Here is a 17,321-nt window from a genome sequence, read left to right on the forward strand (position 1 = left end):
GCGTACTCGAGATCGGAAAAGCTCGTTTGCATGACGTCTGCTCACCCCCGCTGCGGACCAGACCGCATTGTCTCAGGACCAAGGTCTCACGCCACCAAGACGTGGGAATAAATCAGCGTTTCCCTAGGCGCCTCGCTTCAGGAAACCGTCGCTGCAAATCCGGAGACCATCAAGGCCGCCGAGTTTTCGGCAGCTTCTGCTAAGCAAGAATCCGGGACCCTGCGCTGGTTGCTCGGCATCAATGCACTTCTGTTCGTGGTGGAAATGACTGCCGGTCTGATCGCCCGGTCCACCGGCCTGATTGGAGAATCCCTGGACAATTTTGCCGATGCGGCGGTGTACGGGCTTGCCCTTTATGCGGTTGGACATAGCGTGAAAATGCAGGTACGTGCCGCGCATCTTGCTGGTGTACTGCAACTGATCTTGGCTGTGGGCGTGCTCGTAGAGGTGGTGAGACGCTTTGTATTCGGTAGTGAGCCTGAATCGCTGGTGATGATGGCTATCGCATTCGTCGCATTGATTGCCAATACCAGTTGTCTGCTGCTCATATCCAAACATCGGGAAGGCGGGGCGCACATGAAGGCAAGCTGGATATTCTCGGCCAACGACGTGGTGATCAACCTGGGGGTCATCACCGCCGGCGCCCTGGTCGCGTGGACCGGTTCCAATTATCCGGATCTGATTATCGGCACCATCGCGGGGGGCATTGTACTTAACGGTGCCAGACGCATTTTGGCGTTGAAGGGTTAAATAATGCTCATTATTGGCAAAAAGCTCTCGCCGTATGCCCTATTGTCCATATCGGGCCTGCTGGCAGCGTCTGATCAGGCTGTAAAGTGGCTGGTGCAGCAATCAATGGCCTATGGCGAGTATGTTTCGGTGACCCCGTTCTTTAACTGGGTGCACCTATGGAACACCGGTGCCGCATTCAGTCTTTTTGCGAATGGTGGAGGCTGGCAGCGCTACTTTTTTACCGGAATCGCGGTAGTGGTCTCGATTTTTCTGATCAAGCTGATCCTTGAAAATCGTCATAAAGGAGAAGCCATCGCTTACAGTCTTATCCTCGGTGGCGCCATGGGCAACCTGATTGACCGGGTCTTTCGCGGCTATGTTGTGGATTCCTTTGATTTCTATTGGCGAGACTGGCATTGGCCGGCCTTCAACCTGGCTGATATTGCAATTGTCCTCGGTGCCTTACTTTTCGTTTCCAGCAGCTTGTTGGGTAAAAAAGCAAACACCAATGCCGAGTCGGATGGATCTGACTGACACCTACGCCTATACAACACCATGACCGAACTTCCCGACAACATCCTTCACCTGCCGCAATACCAAGTACTGGGCTGCAAATCAACCGACGACGAAATGCACTTCCAGGTGGACGTGCCCGATCCCATCGCCTGCGAGGAATGCGGCGTGCAGGGTGAGTTCGTACGGTTCGGCAAGCGTGACGTTCCCTATCGTGATCTGCCCATCCACGGCAAGCGGGTCACTCTCTGGGTGGTCCGCCGCCGATACACCTGCCGGGCCTGCAAGACAACATTCAGGCCCCAGCTACCGGAGATGGTGGACGGATTCCGTATGACACTGCGGCTGCATGAGTACGTGGAGAAGGAATCCTTCAACCACCCCTACACCTTTGTGGCGGCACAGACCGGCCTGGACGAGAAGACGGTGCGCGACATCTTCAACGCCCGCGCCGAGTTCCTGGGGCGCTGGCACCGCTTCGAGACGCCCCGCATCCTGGGCATTGACGAGCTATACCTGAACAAGCGCTACCGCTGCATTCTGACCAACATTGAGGAGCGAACCCTGCTCGACCTGCTGGCCACCCGCCGCCAGGACGTGGTGACCAACTACCTGATGAAGCTGAAAGACCGGCAGAAGGTCGAGATCGTCAGCATGGACATGTGGAACCCCTACCGGGCAGCGGTCAAGGCTGTGCTGCCCCAGGCCCGTATCGTGGTCGATAAGTTCCATGTGGTGCGCATGGCCAACGATGCCCTAGAGAGAGTGCGCAAGGGCCTCAGAAAGGAGCTGAAACCGTCCCAGAGCCGGACTCTCAAGGGAGACCGGAAAATCCTGCTGAAACGCGCTCACGAAGTCTCAGACCGGGAGCGCCTCATCATGGAGACCTGGACAGGCGCGTTCCCGCAACTGCTGGCCGCCTACGAGCACAAGGAGCGCTTCTACGGCATCTGGGACGCCACCACACGGCTCCAGGCAGAAGCCGCCCTGGACGAGTGGATAGCCACCATCCCGAAGGGCCAAAAGGAAGTCTGGAGCGATCTGGTCAGGGCAGTGGGAAACTGGCGCGAAGAGACCATGACCTACTTCGAGACGGACATGCCCGTCACCAACGCTTACACGGAGTCCATCAACCGACTGGCCAAGGACAAGAACCGTGAAGGGCGCGGTTACTCCTTCGAGGTGATGCGGGCACGAATGCTCTACACCACGAAGCACAAGAAGAAGGCACCGACTGCGAAGGTCTCTCCTTTCTACAAGAAAACCATCGGTTACGGACTGCCGGACTTCGCAGAGGAACTCAACTACGGAGTCGATCTATCAACCATCTGAGGGTGGTATCAGATTGATGGGGTGAAGGTGCCCCATCAACCATTAAATCCGTATACCCATAAATAACTAAGTCATTTTGAATTATTACGTTAATTTTGTTCCTGTGACTTTCGTTGGCTTCCTCTGCGAGGGTGTAAAAATTCCTAACACTTACGGTTGCCGTCTTTACAAGCCCAATGGGATGGGACAGATGGGTTACGCGCAACGTAACGCATCGCTCTTGTAGCGCCATCAAAACCACAGCCGCAACCCGGCCACCAGACCGAGGTTGCCGGTGTCCTCCCCTTCCGCGCGGGCGAAGTCGGCGGTGTCGCCGAGCTTCCTGACCCACTCGACGCCCACGTAGGGCGCGAATTCGCGGCGGATTTCGTAGCGCAGGCGCAGGCCCAGTTGCAGGTCGTTCAGGCCGCTGCCGACACCCCAGCTTTTCACCTGCTGCGCGGCGGCATTGACCTCGACCCGCGGCTGCAGGACCAGGCGCTGCGTGAGCAGCAGGTCGTACTCGAACTGGGCGCGCGCGCTCAGGTCGCCGTCCTCACTCACGAACAGGGCCAGATCGGTCTCGAAGCGGTACGGCGCCAGGCCCTGCACGGCCAGCACGCCGAAGGCGCGGTCGCGGTCCGGCCCGCTGCCGAAGGTGCGGTCGTAGCGCAGGCCGGCCTGCAGGTCCCAGTACGGCGCAATCAGCCGACCGTAGAGCGCCTGCCCTTCGAACTCGCCGTTGCTGTCCGAGACCGGGCTTTCGCCCTCGGTCTTCAGCCACAGGCGGTTGTAGTCGCCGCCGTACCAGCCCTGCGCGTCCCACAGCAGGTGGTTCGGCCCCTCGTCGTCGCGGTATTCGAGGCGGTCGATCAGGGCCAGCCCGAAGGGATGATCGTCTTCGTGCACGTGCGGGAAATCCGCCGGTGCGCCGGCGCCGGGTTCCGCCCCGTGAACCGCCGCGCCGACCAGGCCCAGCAGCGCCGCGCCGATGCCTCCGATAATGGGCTTCATGACACCACCTCCATGACGCGGAACATACCCATGTGCATGTGGTAGAGCAGATGGCAGTGCCAGGCCCAGCGGCCGGGTTCGTCGGCAGTGAGCAGCAGCGTCATGCGCTCGGCCGGGCGCACGTTCACGACGTGCTTGCGCGGGAGGTACTCGCCCTGGCCGTTGTCGAGCTCGACGAACATGCCGTGCAGGTGGATGGGGTGCTCCATCATGGTGTCGTTGACCAGCACGATGCGCAGGCGTTCGCCGTAGCCCACCTCGATCGGCGCCTTCACCTCCGAGAACTTCTTGCCGTCGAATGACCACATGAAGCGCTCCATGTGCCCGGTGAGGTGCAGCTCGAGCGTGCGCCCGGGCGGTCGCGGATCGGCGCCGGGCGCGCGGCTGCGCAGGTCGGCGTAGACCAGCACGCGGTGCTCCTCGCGGTCGAGGCCCAGGCCGGCCTCGGCGGTGCGGTCGCGCTGCACCATCGCCACCGCCTGGTTGCCGACGCCGTGCGTATCCGCGTCGTGCTGGCCGGCCACGGGCCCCGGCGCGGCGCGCTCGCGGCCGGTGCGCGCGCTGCGCACGCGTCCGGGCGCGAGGTCGAGGGGCGCGGCGTGCGCGCCATGCGGCGCGTGGTCGGTGCCGCCCAGCACGCCGCGGGACGGCGCGGCCGGCTCAGGACCGGCGTGACCGGCGTGGGGCGCACCGCCGGCCGGCGGGCCGTGGCCCATGGCGGCGTGATCGGCTGCGCTCGCACCGGCCGGCGCTGGGGCCGGCATGGCGTGACCCATCGCCGCGTGGTCCATGCCGGGCATGGCGGCCGCGGCCGACCCGCCACCGCCGTGGCCTGCGTGGCCGCCGGCGCCATGGTCCATGCCCATGTCCACCATCGTGCGGCGCACCGGTTTGCGCAGCGCCGGCACCGCCGCTGCCATGCCCGGCCGCGGGGCGAGCGTGCCGCGCGCGTAGCCGCTGCGGTCCATGGCCTCGGCGAACACGGTGTAGGCACGGTCCTCGCCGGGGGTGACGAGCACGTCGTAGGTCTCGGCCACGGCGATCTGGAACTCATCCGTCTCCACCGGCTCGACGTCCTGCCCGTCGGCCTGCACCACCGTCATCGGCAACCCGGGGATGCGCACGTTGAAGTACGTCATCGCCGAGGCGTTGATGAAGCGCAGCCGCACGCGCTCGCCCGGGCGGAACAGGCCGGTCCAGTTGCCGTCCGGGTGCAGGCCGTTCAGCAGGTAGGTGTACGTGTAGCCGGTGATGTCGGCGATATCCGCCGGGCTCATGCGCATCGCGCCCCAGGCAAGCCAGTCGCGCCAGCCCGCCGCGCCGCCGGCGATCACCTCGGGCAAGGTCACCTGCTGGAAGTTGTAGTAGTCGCTCTGCTTCTTGAGCTTCTTCATCACGGCCCACGGGTCCTCGAAGGTCCAGTCCGACAGAATCACCACGTAGTCGCGCTCGAAGGGCTCGGCGTAGCCGCCGGCGGGGTGGATCACCAGCGGGCCGTACACGCCGGTCTGTTCCTGAAAGCCGGAGTGGCTGTGGTACCAGTAGGTGCCGGCCTGACGCACCGGAAAGCGCGCCTCGAAGCTCTGCCCCGGCGCGATGCCGGGAAAGGTCACGCCCGGCACGCCGTCCATCTCGAACGGCAGCAGGAGGCCGTGCCAGTGAATGGAGGTGGGCTCGTCGAGCGTGTTGTGCACCCGCAGCCGCGCCTCGTGGCCCTCGTGCAGCTCGATGAGTGGCCCCGGCACGGTGCCGTTCAGGGTGTGGGCGTAGGCCTCGCGCCCCGCGATCGGGATGCGCGTGCGCGCGATGCGGATGTCGTACTCCGACGGACCGGGCTGACGGGCGCCGACCGCCCCGCCGATCGGCCGCGCCCACGCCGGCGCCAGCAAGTCGAGACCCGCGAGCGTGCCGCCAGCGGCCAAGCCAGCGAGCACGCGCCGGCGGGTACGGTCAGTGCGCATGGGCGTCGTCTCCTTGGTGGTGGTCGTGACCGCTGGGCGCCGGTGCGGCGGCGGGCGCCTGGTCGGGCGGATCAGCGCCGTCCGGGCCGTGGCGGTGGGCGTGGCCGTCGCCGGCAGGCAGGCGGCGGGCGCGTGCAAGCAGCGCGTCGTAGCCGGCGCCGTCGAGCCCCCGGGCCCGCCACAGAAAGGTCACGAGCTGCCACAGCTCGGCGTCCGTGTGGGTCGGGCCGAAGGCCGGCATGGCGGTCATGCGCACGCCGTTTTGGATCACCCAGAACGCCTCCTCGGGCGTGCGCCGCGCGGTGAGCTCGGTGAGCGCCGGCGGCGATGGGTTCAGGCCCGCGCTCTGCACCGTCGGCTCCCGCCCGGGCGGGGTGTGGCAGATCGTACATATCTCCTCGAAGGCGCGCGCGCCGGCGAGCGCGTGACCCGGATCGGCGGTGGACGGCACCTCGATGCCCGCGGCGCGGCGGGCCACCGAGCGCTCATAGGTGGTGTGCAGCAGCCAGGCCAGGATGGGCGGATCGCGCCAGCCGGCGGCGACGTTCGGCAGCCCGCCCAGGACCATGGCAAGCCCGCCCGCCAGCATCAGCAGCAGGCCCAGGACGACGCCCATCAGAAGCTGCTTGATCACGATTCACCTCCGCCCGGTGCGGCCGGGCACCTCACGCCGTGCGGCATATGCAGTCATGCTCGGACCTGGCACCAGGACACAAGTCAAGCGGCCGGTGCCGAGGCGCCGGGCACGCCCTCAGCGCCCGGCCGCCGGGTACTCGGCGAAGGTCCGCGGCGCACCCGTGCCCCACAGCAGCACCCGGTAGGGTTCCTGCCGATCGCCATGCTCCATGCCGGGCGAGCCCAGCGGCATGCCCGGCACCGCCAGCCCCTTTGCCGCCGGCCGCTGCTCGAGCAGACGGGCGATGTCGGTCGCCGGCACGTGGCCTTCGATGACATAGCCGCCGACTGTGGCCGTGTGGCAGGAGCCCAGCGACTGCGGCACGCCCAGGCGCGTCTTGACCGCCTGCAGGTCCGCCACGTCGTGCACCTGGGTCACGAAACCCGCCCCCCGCAGGTGCGCGACCCAGGCGCCGCAGCAGCCGCAGCTGGCGGTCTTGTAGACCGTCACTGCCGGTGGCGTCGCCTTGGCCCCACCGGGCAGCCAGCCGGCCACCAGCATCAACGCGGCGCCGATGGCCAGCACGCCGAGCGTTCGGCCCAGCGGCCGCGCACCAAGCTTCGAAAATACCCTCATGTCGTGTCCCCCATGACAGTGCGTGATGCGGCGTTCAGGCGTCGCCGACCCCGTTCAGAACATCGACCGGAACGCTGTCGAGCAGCGGGCACAGCCGCTGCGGGTCCGGCTGGCCGTCCGGTGCGGCCTGCCAGCGCGCCCGAAGTGCCTTCAGTCGGGCCTGCTTGCGTGCCAGCGCGCGGCGCTGCGCAGCGATGTCGGCCAGCCGCCGGTCGAGCAGCTCGCGCACGCCCGGACAAGGCGAACGGCCGGCGTCGGCCTCGTGCAGCAAGCGGGCGATGTCGCGCAGCGTAAAGCCCAGCGCCCGGGCGGCGACGATGAAGCGCAGCCGCACCAGCGCCGGCCAACCGAAACAGCGGTAGCCGTTGCCCGCATCGCGGCGGGCCGGCAGCAGTCCGCGCCGGGCGTAGTAGCGCACCTTGGCCGCCGGCACGCCGGCGGTGCGGGCCAGTTCGTTCACGGTCATGGCGATTCCTCCACGGCGAACAACCCAGGTGACGTCGAAGCGCCGCGATCACGGCGCCGCAGCAGCCGGTAGGCGGCCGGGATCACGAACAGGGACAGCAGCGGCGCCGTCAGCATGCCGCCCACCATGGGTGCGGCGATGCGGCGCATGATTTCGCTGCCGGCGCCCTCACCCCAGAAGATCGGCAGCAGGCCGGCGACGATCACCGCCACGGTCATGGCCTTGGGCCGCACGCGCAGCACGGCGCCCTCGCGGATGGCATCGCACAGGTCCGCTTCGCTCGATTGGCCCCGCTGCAGGCGCTCGCGCCAGGCGTTTTTCAGGTACAGCAGCATGATCACGCCAAACTCGGCCGCGACCCCGGCCAGCGCGATGAAGCCGACGCCGGTGGCCACCGACAGGTTGTAGCCGAGCAGGTACAGGAACCACACGCCGCCTGTGAGGGCGAACGGCAGGGTGGCCATGATCAGCAGCGCTTCGCCGCCGCGGCCAAAGCTCAGGTACAGCAGCACGAAGATGACCCCCAGCGTCGCCGGCACCACCAGCCTGAGGCGGGCGTTGGCGCGTTCCAGGAACTCGAACTGCCCCGAATAGACCAGGCTCATGCCCGGGTCGAGCTGCACGTCCCGCCCGATGGCGCGCCGCAGATCGCCGACCACCGCGGCCAGGTCGCGGCCATGGGCATCGATGTAGACCCAGCCACCAGGACGCGCGTTCTCGCTCCTGAGCATGGCCGGGCCATCGGCGACCTCGACGCGGGCGACCATCCCCAGGGTGATCTGGCTGCCGGCCGGAGTGATAAAGGGCAACTCGCGCAGCCGCTCCAGGGTGCCCCGCCAGGCGCGCGGGTAGCGCAGGTTGATCGGGTAGCGCGCGCGGCCGTCGACGACCTCGCCGATGGTCTCGCCGCCGATCAGGCCGGCCACCACCGACTGCACGTCGGCGATGTTCAGACCGTAGCGGGCAGCGGCGGCACGGTCGATGTCGATGTCCACATAGCGCCCGCCGGTGAGGCGCTCGGCCAGCGCGGAGCTCACGCCCGGCACCGTCTTGGCGACGCGCTCGACCTGCTGCGCAACACGGTCGATGGCGGCCAGGTCATTGCCGGCGATCTTGACCCCGATCGGGCTCTTGATGCCGGTGGCCAGCATGTCCAGACGGTTGCGGATGGGCGGGATCCAGATATTGGCCAGGCCCGGCACCCGCACCACGCGGTCCAGCTCGGCCTGCAATGTTTCCGGCGTCATGCCGGGCCGCCACTCGCTGCGCGGCTTGAACTGCACGGTGGTCTCGAACATCTCCAGCGGCGCCGGGTCGGTGGCGGTATCGGCGCGGCCGGCCTTGCCGAAAACGCGCGCCACCTCCGGCACGGTTTTGATCAGGCGGTCGGTCTGCTGCAAAAGCTCACTCGCCTTCTGCGCCGACAGCCCCGGCAGGGCGCTTGGCATGTACAGCAGGTCGCCCTCGTCCAGCGGCGGCAGGAACTCGCCGCCCAGGCGCGCCAGCGGCCACAGCGCGGTCAGGAACACCAGCCCCGCCACCGCCAGGGTGAGTTTTGGCCAGGCCAGGACCGCTTCGAGCAGCGGCCGATAGAGCCTGATCAGCACGCGGTTCAGGGGATTGCGGGTCTCGTCCGGCAGCCGGCCGCGAATCCAGTAGCCCATCAGCACCGGCACCAGCGTCACCGACAGTCCGGCCGCGGCCGCCATGGCGAACGTTTTAGTGAAGGCCAGCGGCCCGAACAGCCGGCCCTCCTGCGCCTGCAGCAGGAACACCGGCAGGAAGGACACGGTGATGATCAGCAGCGAGAAAAACAGCGCCGGACCGACCTCGGTGGCGGCCTCGGTCATCACCTGCCAACGGGCCTCGCCGGCCAGCGTCTGTCCCGGATGCACGTGCTGCCAGGCCTCGATCTTCTTGTGCGCGTTCTCGATCATCACGATGGCGGCATCGACCATGGCACCGATGGCGATGGCAATGCCGCCCAGCGACATGATGTTGGCGCTCAGGCCCTGCTGGCGCATGACGCCAAACGCGATCAGCACGCCCAGCGGCAGCGCCACGATGGCCACGCCGGCCGAGCGCAGGTGCCACAGGAACACCGCGCACACCAGCGCCACGACGATGAACTCCTCGATCAGCTTGCGCGCGAGGTTGTCCACCGCGCGGTCGATCAACTGGCTGCGGTCGTAGGCGGTGACGATCTGCACCCCCGGCGGCAGGCCGGCGCGCAGTTCGGCGATCTTTGCGTGCACGGCGCTCAGCGTGCTGCGCACATCCTTGCCCGAGCGCAGGATCACCACGCCGCCGACGGCCTCGCCCTCGCCGTCGAGTTCCGCCACGCCGCGGCGCATTTCCGGGCCGAGCTGAACCTGCGCCACGTCGCCCAGGGTGACCGGCACGCCGCCGACGAGCTGCAGCGGGATGGCGCGAAAGTCCTCCAGCGTCTTCAGGTAGCCGCTGGCGCGCACCATGAATTCAGCCTCGCCCAGCGTCAGCACGGCGCCGCCGGTCTCCTGGTTGGCGCCCTCGATGGCGGCGCGCAGCGCCTGGTGAGTGATGCCCAGCGCCGCCAGCTTCACCGGATCGGGCACGATCTGGTACTGCCTGACCATACCGCCTATGCTCGCCACCTCGGCCACGTTGGGCAGGGTTTTGAGCTCGAAGCGCAAAAACCAGTCCTGCAGGGCGCGCAGTTGCGACAGGTCGTGCCGGCCACTTTTGTCGACCAGCGCGTACTGGTAAATCCAGCCGACGCCGGTGGCATCCGGCCCCAGCGCCGGTCGGGCACCCGGCGGCAGGCGCGACTGCACCTGGCTCAGGTACTCCAGCACCCGCGAGCGCGCCCAGTAAAGATCAGTGCCGTCCTCGAACAGCACGTAGACGTAGCTGTCGCCAAAGAACGAGAAACCGCGCACCGTCTTCGCCCCCGGCACCGACAGCAGGGTGGTGGTCAGCGGATAGGTGACCTGATCCTCCACCACCCGCGGCGCCTGGCCGGGATACGCGGTGCGCACGATGACCTGCACGTCGGACAGGTCCGGCAGGGCGTCGATGGGCGTGCTGCGCAGGGCCCAGATGCCCCAGGCGGTGACCAGCAGCGTCGCCAGCAAAACCAGAAAGCGGTTGGCCACGGACCAGCGGATGACGCGGGCGATCACGGCGCGGCCCCCGCCCCATCCCCCTGAACATGCCCGCTGTGTGGCGCAGCCACTGGCCGGTCCGCAGCCGGGCCAACGCCGATGCCGAGCAGGCTGGCTTCCGAATCGACCAGGAACTGGCCGCTGGCAACGACTTGCTGGCCCTCGTCCAGGCCGGCGCGGATCACCGTTTTGTCGCCCAGCTCCGGGCCAAGGGTGACTTCCTGCGGCCGGTAACGTCCGCCGTCGCTCGCTACCATCACCAGCGCCCGCCGACCAGTGCGGATCACCGCCTCGGTCGGCACCGCGAGCGCCGTGTCCGCGCCGTCGCCGACCAGCTGCACCTGCGCCGACTGGCCGGGCCGCAGCCTGCCATCCGCGTTGGGCAGCTCGACCCGCACCCGCAGGCTGCGCGTGGCGTCGTTCAGGGTCGGCAGCAGCGCGGTCACCCGCCCGACAACCGTCTCCCCAGGCGCTGCGGCCAGGTGGGCTTCAGCACGCGCACCAACCGTCACCTGACGCGCCTGCGCCTCCGGCACTGCCACTTCCAGCCACACCGGATCGAGCCCGTTGATGCGCGCCAGCGTCTGGCCGGCGGCCAGGGTCATGCCGGCGCGCACGTCGAGGGACTCCAGCACGCCACCGATGGGCGCGCGCACCGTATGGCGCGCCTGTACAGCATCACCTCGCTCCAGTGCGCGAACCTCGGCCAGCGTCATGCCAAGCGACAGCAGCCGCTCGCGCGCCGCCGCCAGCAGGGCGGCATCATCCGCGCCGCGCACGGCGATGAATTCGTGCTGCGCCGCCGCCCATTCGGGCACCCGCAGCTGCGCCAGCGGCTGCCCGGCAGTCATCACATCGCCCGGCGCCAGTGGCCACACGCGCTCGACGAAGCCGGCAGCGCGGCTTTGCAGCACCGCCACTGCGCGCTCGTTCAGGCCGACGATGCCGCTCGCGTCGACGTGTGCCACAAGGGAAACGCGCTCCACCGTGGCCAGCCGCATCCCCAGGTTCTGGGTGAGGACCGGATCGATTTTCACGCCGCCCTGCCCGGCGGCCGGGTCCACCCCCTCGTCGGCGTAGCGCGGCACCAGCTCCATGTCCATGAACGGCGACTTGCCGGGCCGCTCGAAACGCTGCTGCGGGTACATGGGGTCGTACCAGTACAGCACCTCGCGCCGGGCGCCCGCGGCATCGCCCGGCGGGGCGTCAGGGGTAGCCGGTTCGGCGCTGCGCAGCGTCCACCAGCGGCCGGCCAGCGCGCCGGCGCCGCTACCGACAGCCGCCGCCACGAGCAACAACAAGACACTTCGGAACGCTTTCATGGCAGCTCCCCGGAGCCGGCATCGGCATAGGCGTAATGCAGCCGGGCCGCCATCTGCTGGCGCTCGCCGTGCAGGGCAATCGCCTCGAGTTCAGCCTCGATCCGCTCGCGACGGGCGCCGATCAGCTCGGTCAGGCTGGCCTGGCCGCCGCGCCAGGCGGCTTCGATCAGCGCGACCTTTTCCGCCGCCAGCGGCAGCAGTTGCCGGTTCTGGCGCGCCAGCGCCCGGCCCAGCCGACGGTACTCGGCAAGATCCGTGTCCAGCTCGGCGGCGTGTTCGCGCAGCGTGGCCTCCCGCTGTGCATCGAGCGCGTCGCGCTGCGCGCGGCGGGCGGCGATGGTCGGGTCCTGACGGCGGGCGGTGAACAGCGGCAGGTCGAAGCTCAGCTCCAGCATCGCCATGTCGCTGAACTGCGGGCCGCGCTGCTGATAGGCCAGCGCCAGCGCCCAGTCGGACTTCTTGGCCGCCTGCGCCTGGGCGATGGCGGCCTGGGCCACGCTCGCCCTGGCGTCGAAAACCGCCAGGTCCGGATGCGCGTGCAGGCGCCGCAGCAGCGCATCCCGGTCGATCGGCCAGTCGGGCACGGCGCCGGTGAGCGGCTCGCGCGCCGCCGCGCCGACCCAGCGCGCGAGGCGGGCGATAGCCTGCTCGCGCCGGGCTTCGAGTCGATCCTGCAAGGCGTCGATCGCGGCCGCTTCCTGGCGCGGCGCCACGGCGTCCGCCGCCGCGGCGCCGCCACCGGCAATCCGTGCCCGCACGCCAGCATCCAGCAGCCGGTTCTCGGCGCGCAGCGCGTCGATATGCGCCAGTTGCCGCTCCACCGTGTGGCGGGCGATCCAGGCCAGGGCCGCCTGCTGGCGCACCTGCTGGCGGGTGATCGCGATCTGCGCTGCAGCAACCGCGGCCTCGCCCTGCGCCACTGCCACGCGCGCCTGGCGCTTGGCCCGGTTGGGAAACTCCTGCCTCAACCCGACCCGGCGCATGGTCATGAAGTCCTCGCCGACCCGGTACCGGTCAGGACCGTTTATCGGCAGGTTGTCCAGGCCCAGGACGAGCTTCGGATCGGGCAACTGCCCGGCCGGCAACACGGCGTGGCGGGCGGCGGCGAGCTGCGCCGCGTCGGCACGCAGCGCCGGTGTTTCGCCAACTGCCAGCTCCAGTGCGCGGGCGAACGACAAGGGCTCGGCGCCCGCCAGGCCGGCGCATCCGGCCAGCAGCGCAAGCGCCGCCGCGCGGCCGAACCGGCCGGCAGGGGAAATAGGCGAGTGCATGCTCCAACTCCAAGCGAATCCGGTCGATTCGGGCGAGCGGTGGGCACGGTTCAAGCGCGCCCACCGACCGCACGAGAGCCGCTGCCCGGGCAGCGGCGACACGCGAGATCGTCAGGAAGTCAGATCAGAGTCGGGGGTCGCCAGACGGCGCAGGAATGGCAGGCAGCCACCAGTAAGCGCACGGGCAGCGCCCGCAGCGCAGCCCGCGGGCCAGGCACGGCGCCAGCGGAAGTCACCGCAATGCCAGGGCCACCGCACGGGCAATCCTGCCCGGCCTTGCACGCGCCGCCGGCCTGGTCGCCATGCTCACAGCAGGCATCCATGCCGGCCAGATCGCTGGCGGCATCGGTGACCGGCGCCGTCGCCTGCGACTGCGGGGGCGACATCGGGCACGGCGCCGGAACGTCAAGCACCCCCGCGCCGACCCGCAAGGGCAGCGCGGCACACAGCACACACAGCAGGAAGCGTTGCAGACGGCGCATGACGCGCCCTGTATGCCGCAACTGCCGGCGCGTGTCCAGCGCCACGGCGGATCCTCGCCGGCCACGGTTATGCTCGCCACCCCGCCTTGCCCAGGAGCCGGTCATGACACTCGCCACCGACACGGTTGCCACGCTCGCTGCCCGCTTACGGCAGGCCGCAGGCCAGACCTAGGCCACAGCGCCACTGAGCGACGCTTACCCCGACCTGACCGAGGCCGACGCCTACGCCATCCAGGCCGAGCTGCTGCGCCTGCACGGCGGCGTGCGCGCGGGCTACAAGCTCGGCTTCACCAGCGCCGCCATGCGCCAGCAGATGGGCGTGGAGCATCCCAACAGCGGCGTGCTGCTGGCGGACATGCGCCTGCCCGAGCCGCGCCTGCCGGCCGGCGCGCTGATCCAGCCTCGCGTGGAGCCGGAGATCGCCATCCTGCTCGGGCGCGATCTGCACGGCGAGGCGGTGACGTCCGAGCAGGTGGCGGCCGCCACCGCCGCCGTGCTGCCGGCCATCGAGGTGGTCGACAGCCGCTACCGCGACTACCGGTTCAAAGCGGTCGACAACATCGCCGACAACAGCTCGGCGGCGCGTTACCTGCTGGGCGCGCCGCGGGCGCTGTCCGATTGCGGCGACCTGCGCCTGGTCGGCGTGCTCCTGAGTATCGACGGCGTTGCCGTGGATCAGGGCCTGGGCGCCGCTGCGCTGGGTTCGCCGCTGGCCGCGGTAGCCTGGCTGGTCCGGCATTTATCGATTCGGGGGGCTTGCCGGGAGTACCCCATGCCGCATTCATCGTGGCGCCCGCGCAGCAGCGGCCCTATACCCAAAGGCTTCCGATAAAGGCCAAAGGGCCAGGAAGGGACAAGGGAAGGGAGGCCAAGGGGAAAGGCCCTACCCGAAAAGGCGACAAGGCCCCGCTCCCGCCGCTACCGCAGGTACTTCATGCTCGCGCTGTTCCAACGCAAAGGGCTGCCGCCTGGTCCTGGTCCATCGTCCGCCGGCATGCCGACGGGACTGACGCGGCCGGAATCGGCCGCATCGCTGCTGGCCACGCCGCGTCGGCAGAAACTGCTGGAACACATCTGGCAGCGCACGTCGCTGTCGCGCCGGCAGTTCGCCACGCTCTACCTCGCCCCACTGGAGCGCTACGCCGAGCTGGTCCAGCAGTTCCCGGCCTCCGAGAACCACCACCACGCCTATCCGGGCGGCATGCTGGACCACGGCCTGGAGATCGTCGCCTATGCGCTGAAGCTGCGGCAGTCATACCTGCTGCCCGCGGGCGCCACGCCGGAGGCACAGGCGGCCCAGGCCGAAGCCTGGACCGCAGGCACGGCCTACGCGGCCCTGCTGCACGACATCGGCAAGATTGCGGTCGATCTGCACGTCGAGCATGCCGACGGCAGCGTCTGGCATCCCTGGCACGGCCCGCTGCGAAAGCCCTACCGCTTTCGTTACCGTAAGGCGCGCGAGTACCGCCTGCACGGCGCCGCCACCGGGCTGCTCTACGCGCGCCTTCTCGATCCGGACATCTTCGACTGGCTGAGCGGCTATCCCGACCTGTGGGCCGCGCTGCTGTACGTGCTGGCCGGCCAGTACGAGCATGCCGGCACGCTCGGCGAGCTGGTCGTGCAGGCCGACCAGGCATCGGTCGCCCGGGAACTCGGCGGCGATCCCGGCAAGGCGCTGGCGGCCCCCAGGCATGCGCTGCAGCGCAAATTGCTCGACGGCTTGCGCTACCTGCTCAAGGAGGAGTTCAAGTTGAACCAGGCCGGCCCGGCGGATGGATGGCTGACGCAGGACGCACTCTGGCTGGTGAGCAAGACCGTCTCCGACAAGCTGCGCGCACATCTGCTGTCGCAGGGCATCGACGGCATCCCGGCGAGCAACACGGCGGTGTTCAACGTGCTGCAGGATCACGGCATCGTGCAACCGACGCCGGATGGCAAGGCGATCTGGAAGGCGGCCGTCACCAGCGACGCTGGCTGGTCGCACGCCTTCACCTTCCTGAAGCTCTCGCCGGCGATAATCTGGGAGGCCGCCGACCGGCCGGCGCCGTTCGCCGGCCGTGTGCAGGTCGAAGCGGAACGGGCGGAGCCGACGCCGCAGGCGCCGGCCGTGGCCGATGGGCCGCGCGTGGACGGCATCGAAGCTGCACCCGCGAGCACGGCGCCGATCGCATCCGCAGCGACGGACACCGGCATGGCCGCGCTGCTCGACCTGCCGGGCGACGCCGCTCCGCCCGTCGCACTGGAGGCCCCGAGTTGCCCTGTTGCCGCCGCCGAGCCGGCCCCTTCGACCGTGCCCCCGCCGCAGATGAGCCTCGCGCCTGCCCAGGATCGCGTGGAGCCCTCCGGGGCGCACTTCATGGCCTGGCTGCGTCAGGGGATCCAGACGCGCAGGCTCATCATCAACGACGCCAAGGCGCTGGTGCATACCGTCGCCGGCACGGCCTACCTCGTCAGCCCCGGCGTGTTCCAGCGCTACGCGCAGGAGCACCTTCAAGTCGCCGCGCTGGCCAAGCAGGAGAAGCTGGAGGGGTGGCAGTGGGCACAGAAGCGCTTCGAGAAGCTCGGGCAGCACCGCAAGCAGCCGAGCGGGCTGAACATCTGGACCTGCGAAGTCACGGGGCCGCGCAAGTCGCGCCGGCTGCACGGCTATCTGCTCGCCAGCCCGGATGCACTGTTCCAGGAGAAGCCGCCCGACAACCCATACCTGCGGCTCGTCAACGAGGCCGCAAAGCGCGAAGATTCAGCCCTTGGCGGCAAGGACGGCGACGATCAGAGGTAGGCATGCCGCCGCTGCGCAGGCCGGATTCAATCCGGGGATGGGGCCGACTCTGCCAGCTTGGCTTCGGTCAGCGTCATCAAGTGGGCGGAACTGCATTTCAGCGCACGGGCGATCTTGAGGATAAGCGGCAGCGTGGGGACATGCTCGCCGCGCTCGATCTTGCCCATGTGCGACCGTTCGATGCCGGCCAGGTGGGCCAGCGTTTCCTGAGCGATGCCCTGGCTGGTTCTTTCTTCCCGCACGGCCGTCCCAAACGCGATGGCGGGTTCCGCTTCGTAGGTGGTACTGCCGGTGGGGCGGCCCCTTTGGATCGAACGCTTTGGCATTGCCAAGAGCGTCGAACACGGTCACGATTTAAACCACGTTAAACTTAACTCATTCAGCGGCTTCGAGATTCAGGTGCCACCATATTCACTGCCTGAAGGGAGCCCGACGTGGAATCGAGTGACAGCACCGCCGAGATTCGCATGGCCGTCCTGGGCGAATGGGTGCCGCCCCAGCTCGCCGACGTGCTCGCCCTGCAGCGCGCCGAAGAGCCGCAGACTCACGCCGTCCTGGCCGGATGGACAGCTCCCGTTCAAGGCGCGGAGCTGCCGGGCGACGGCTTCGACTTCGCCCTGTCTGCGGCTGTCCGGCAGTGGCCTGGCTGGGTATGCGAGCCGCTGTGGCATGACACGCTGGCGGTCGCCGTGGCCAAGCGCTCCCACCTGCTGGCCCACCGTGAAGTGCCGTGCCAGGAAGTGCTCAAGCAGCCCTTGATCTGCTCGCGGTCCACGGCCGATGAACCATGGCGCGTGACCGCACAGTGCGTGTTCGAGAACGCGCTGCACGAGCGAGAGCAAACGGTGGAGACATTCGAGGTGACGATGACGCTGGTTGCCGCCGGGTACGGGATCGCTATTGCGCCTGCCGCGCGACTGGCGGGCTACCTGCGCCGAGGCATCGCCGTGCGGCCGCTGGCCGGCGCACCGACCATCGTGATGGTCTATCTGCTTCGCCCTGATGTCTCACTGGCAGGCTCACGGGCAAGATTCGTTCGACGTGCGCGCTCGCTGTCCTGAATACACCCCGCGGG

The 17,321-nt window shown here is 68.6% G+C and carries 15 protein-coding genes and 1 pseudogene; 6 read left to right on the plus strand and 10 right to left on the minus strand.

Going from position 1 to position 17,321, the window contains the following annotated elements; all coding sequences use genetic code 11:
• Positions 1-114: 114 nt before the first annotated feature.
• The 3 genes and pseudogenes from H5U26_RS00005 to H5U26_RS00015 all read left to right on the plus strand — a co-directional run.
• A pseudogene (locus tag H5U26_RS00005) lies at positions 115-750 on the plus strand (cation transporter); the annotation flags it as partial.
• Positions 751-753: 3 nt separating this feature from the next.
• Complete coding sequence (lspA, locus tag H5U26_RS00010; RefSeq protein ID WP_290615542.1) at positions 754-1,266, plus strand: signal peptidase II; 513 nt, start codon at positions 754-756, stop codon at positions 1,264-1,266.
• Positions 1,267-1,287: 21 nt separating this feature from the next.
• Entirely contained in the window at positions 1,288-2,577 is a 1,290-nt protein-coding gene (locus H5U26_RS00015) for an ISL3-like element ISPpu12 family transposase (protein WP_004574636.1), read from the plus strand.
• Positions 2,578-2,808: 231 nt separating this feature from the next.
• Here H5U26_RS00015 and H5U26_RS00020 read toward each other — a convergent pair whose 3' ends face one another.
• The 9 genes from H5U26_RS00020 to H5U26_RS00060 all read right to left on the minus strand — a co-directional run bounded on the left by H5U26_RS00020 (position 2,809) and on the right by H5U26_RS00060 (position 13,512).
• On the minus strand, positions 2,809-3,570 hold the full coding sequence (locus H5U26_RS00020; RefSeq protein WP_290615543.1) for a copper resistance protein B: 762 nt from the start codon (positions 3,568-3,570) through the stop codon (positions 2,809-2,811).
• Positions 3,567-5,531 (minus strand): copper resistance system multicopper oxidase, encoded by a 1,965-nt coding sequence (locus H5U26_RS00025; RefSeq protein ID WP_290615544.1) that lies wholly within the window; start codon positions 5,529-5,531, stop codon positions 3,567-3,569. Before H5U26_RS00025 ends, H5U26_RS00020 begins: the two co-directional genes overlap by 4 nt.
• Entirely contained in the window at positions 5,521-6,165 is a 645-nt protein-coding gene (locus tag H5U26_RS00030; protein ID WP_290615545.1) for a cytochrome c, read from the minus strand. Before H5U26_RS00030 ends, H5U26_RS00025 begins: the two co-directional genes overlap by 11 nt.
• 117 nt (positions 6,166-6,282) lie before the next feature.
• Positions 6,283-6,708 (minus strand): DUF411 domain-containing protein, encoded by a 426-nt coding sequence (locus H5U26_RS00035; protein WP_145931136.1) that lies wholly within the window; start codon positions 6,706-6,708, stop codon positions 6,283-6,285.
• Between the two features lie 109 nt (positions 6,709-6,817).
• Positions 6,818-7,249, minus strand: a complete 432-nt coding sequence (locus H5U26_RS00040) for a MerR family transcriptional regulator (RefSeq protein WP_068803549.1) — start codon at positions 7,247-7,249, stop codon at positions 6,818-6,820.
• Complete coding sequence (locus H5U26_RS00045) at positions 7,246-10,410, minus strand: efflux RND transporter permease subunit (protein WP_290615546.1); 3,165 nt, start codon at positions 10,408-10,410, stop codon at positions 7,246-7,248. The genes H5U26_RS00040 and H5U26_RS00045 overlap by 4 nt, the downstream gene beginning before the upstream one ends.
• A complete protein-coding gene (locus tag H5U26_RS00050) occupies positions 10,407-11,714 on the minus strand; it encodes an efflux RND transporter periplasmic adaptor subunit (RefSeq protein WP_290615547.1) in 1,308 nt (435 codons plus the stop codon). Before H5U26_RS00050 ends, H5U26_RS00045 begins: the two co-directional genes overlap by 4 nt.
• Positions 11,711-12,985, minus strand: coding sequence for a TolC family protein (locus H5U26_RS00055; protein ID WP_290615548.1), 1,275 nt, complete (start codon positions 12,983-12,985; stop codon positions 11,711-11,713). Before H5U26_RS00055 ends, H5U26_RS00050 begins: the two co-directional genes overlap by 4 nt.
• A 119-nt stretch (positions 12,986-13,104) precedes the next feature.
• On the minus strand, positions 13,105-13,512 hold the full coding sequence (locus tag H5U26_RS00060; protein WP_290615549.1) for a hypothetical protein: 408 nt from the start codon (positions 13,510-13,512) through the stop codon (positions 13,105-13,107).
• A 217-nt stretch (positions 13,513-13,729) separates the two neighbouring features.
• Between H5U26_RS00060 and H5U26_RS00065 the strand changes: the two genes are divergently transcribed.
• A complete protein-coding gene (locus H5U26_RS00065; RefSeq protein WP_290615550.1) occupies positions 13,730-14,299 on the plus strand; it encodes a hypothetical protein in 570 nt (189 codons plus the stop codon).
• A 102-nt stretch (positions 14,300-14,401) separates the two neighbouring features.
• A complete protein-coding gene (gene mobH, locus H5U26_RS00070) occupies positions 14,402-16,246 on the plus strand; it encodes a MobH family relaxase (RefSeq protein WP_068804053.1) in 1,845 nt (614 codons plus the stop codon).
• A gap of 26 nt (positions 16,247-16,272) precedes the next feature.
• On the opposite strand, the gene H5U26_RS00075 is transcribed toward mobH, so the two are convergent.
• Positions 16,273-16,572 carry a helix-turn-helix transcriptional regulator gene (locus H5U26_RS00075; RefSeq protein ID WP_068804055.1) on the minus strand — a complete coding sequence of 100 codons (300 nt, stop codon included), beginning with the start codon at positions 16,570-16,572 and terminating at the stop codon, positions 16,273-16,275.
• Positions 16,573-16,680: 108 nt separating this feature from the next.
• Here H5U26_RS00075 and H5U26_RS00080 point away from each other — a divergent pair, with 108 nt between their 5' ends.
• Positions 16,681-17,307, plus strand: coding sequence for a LysR substrate-binding domain-containing protein (locus H5U26_RS00080; RefSeq protein ID WP_290615551.1), 627 nt, complete (start codon positions 16,681-16,683; stop codon positions 17,305-17,307).
• Positions 17,308-17,321: the final 14 nt, after the last annotated feature.

The sequence above is a fragment of the Immundisolibacter sp. genome (genome assembly GCF_014359565.1).
Classification (GTDB): Bacteria; Pseudomonadota; Gammaproteobacteria; order Immundisolibacterales; family Immundisolibacteraceae; genus Immundisolibacter.

Coding starts and splice junctions, on each gene's coding strand:
- lspA (WP_290615542.1), top strand. CDS start 754: ATGCTCATTATTGGCAAAAAGCTCTCGCCGTATGCCCTATTGTCCATA.
- H5U26_RS00015 (WP_004574636.1), top strand. CDS start 1,288: ATGACCGAACTTCCCGACAACATCCTTCACCTGCCGCAATACCAAGTA.
- H5U26_RS00020 (WP_290615543.1), bottom strand. CDS start 3,570: ATGAAGCCCATTATCGGAGGCATCGGCGCGGCGCTGCTGGGCCTGGTC.
- H5U26_RS00025 (WP_290615544.1), bottom strand. CDS start 5,531: ATGCGCACTGACCGTACCCGCCGGCGCGTGCTCGCTGGCTTGGCCGCT.
- H5U26_RS00035 (WP_145931136.1), bottom strand. CDS start 6,708: ATGCTGGTGGCCGGCTGGCTGCCCGGTGGGGCCAAGGCGACGCCACCG.
- H5U26_RS00040 (WP_068803549.1), bottom strand. CDS start 7,249: ATGACCGTGAACGAACTGGCCCGCACCGCCGGCGTGCCGGCGGCCAAG.
- H5U26_RS00050 (WP_290615547.1), bottom strand. CDS start 11,714: ATGAAAGCGTTCCGAAGTGTCTTGTTGTTGCTCGTGGCGGCGGCTGTC.
- H5U26_RS00055 (WP_290615548.1), bottom strand. CDS start 12,985: ATGCACTCGCCTATTTCCCCTGCCGGCCGGTTCGGCCGCGCGGCGGCG.
- mobH (WP_068804053.1), top strand. CDS start 14,402: ATGCTCGCGCTGTTCCAACGCAAAGGGCTGCCGCCTGGTCCTGGTCCA.
- H5U26_RS00075 (WP_068804055.1), bottom strand. CDS start 16,572: ATGCCAAAGCGTTCGATCCAAAGGGGCCGCCCCACCGGCAGTACCACC.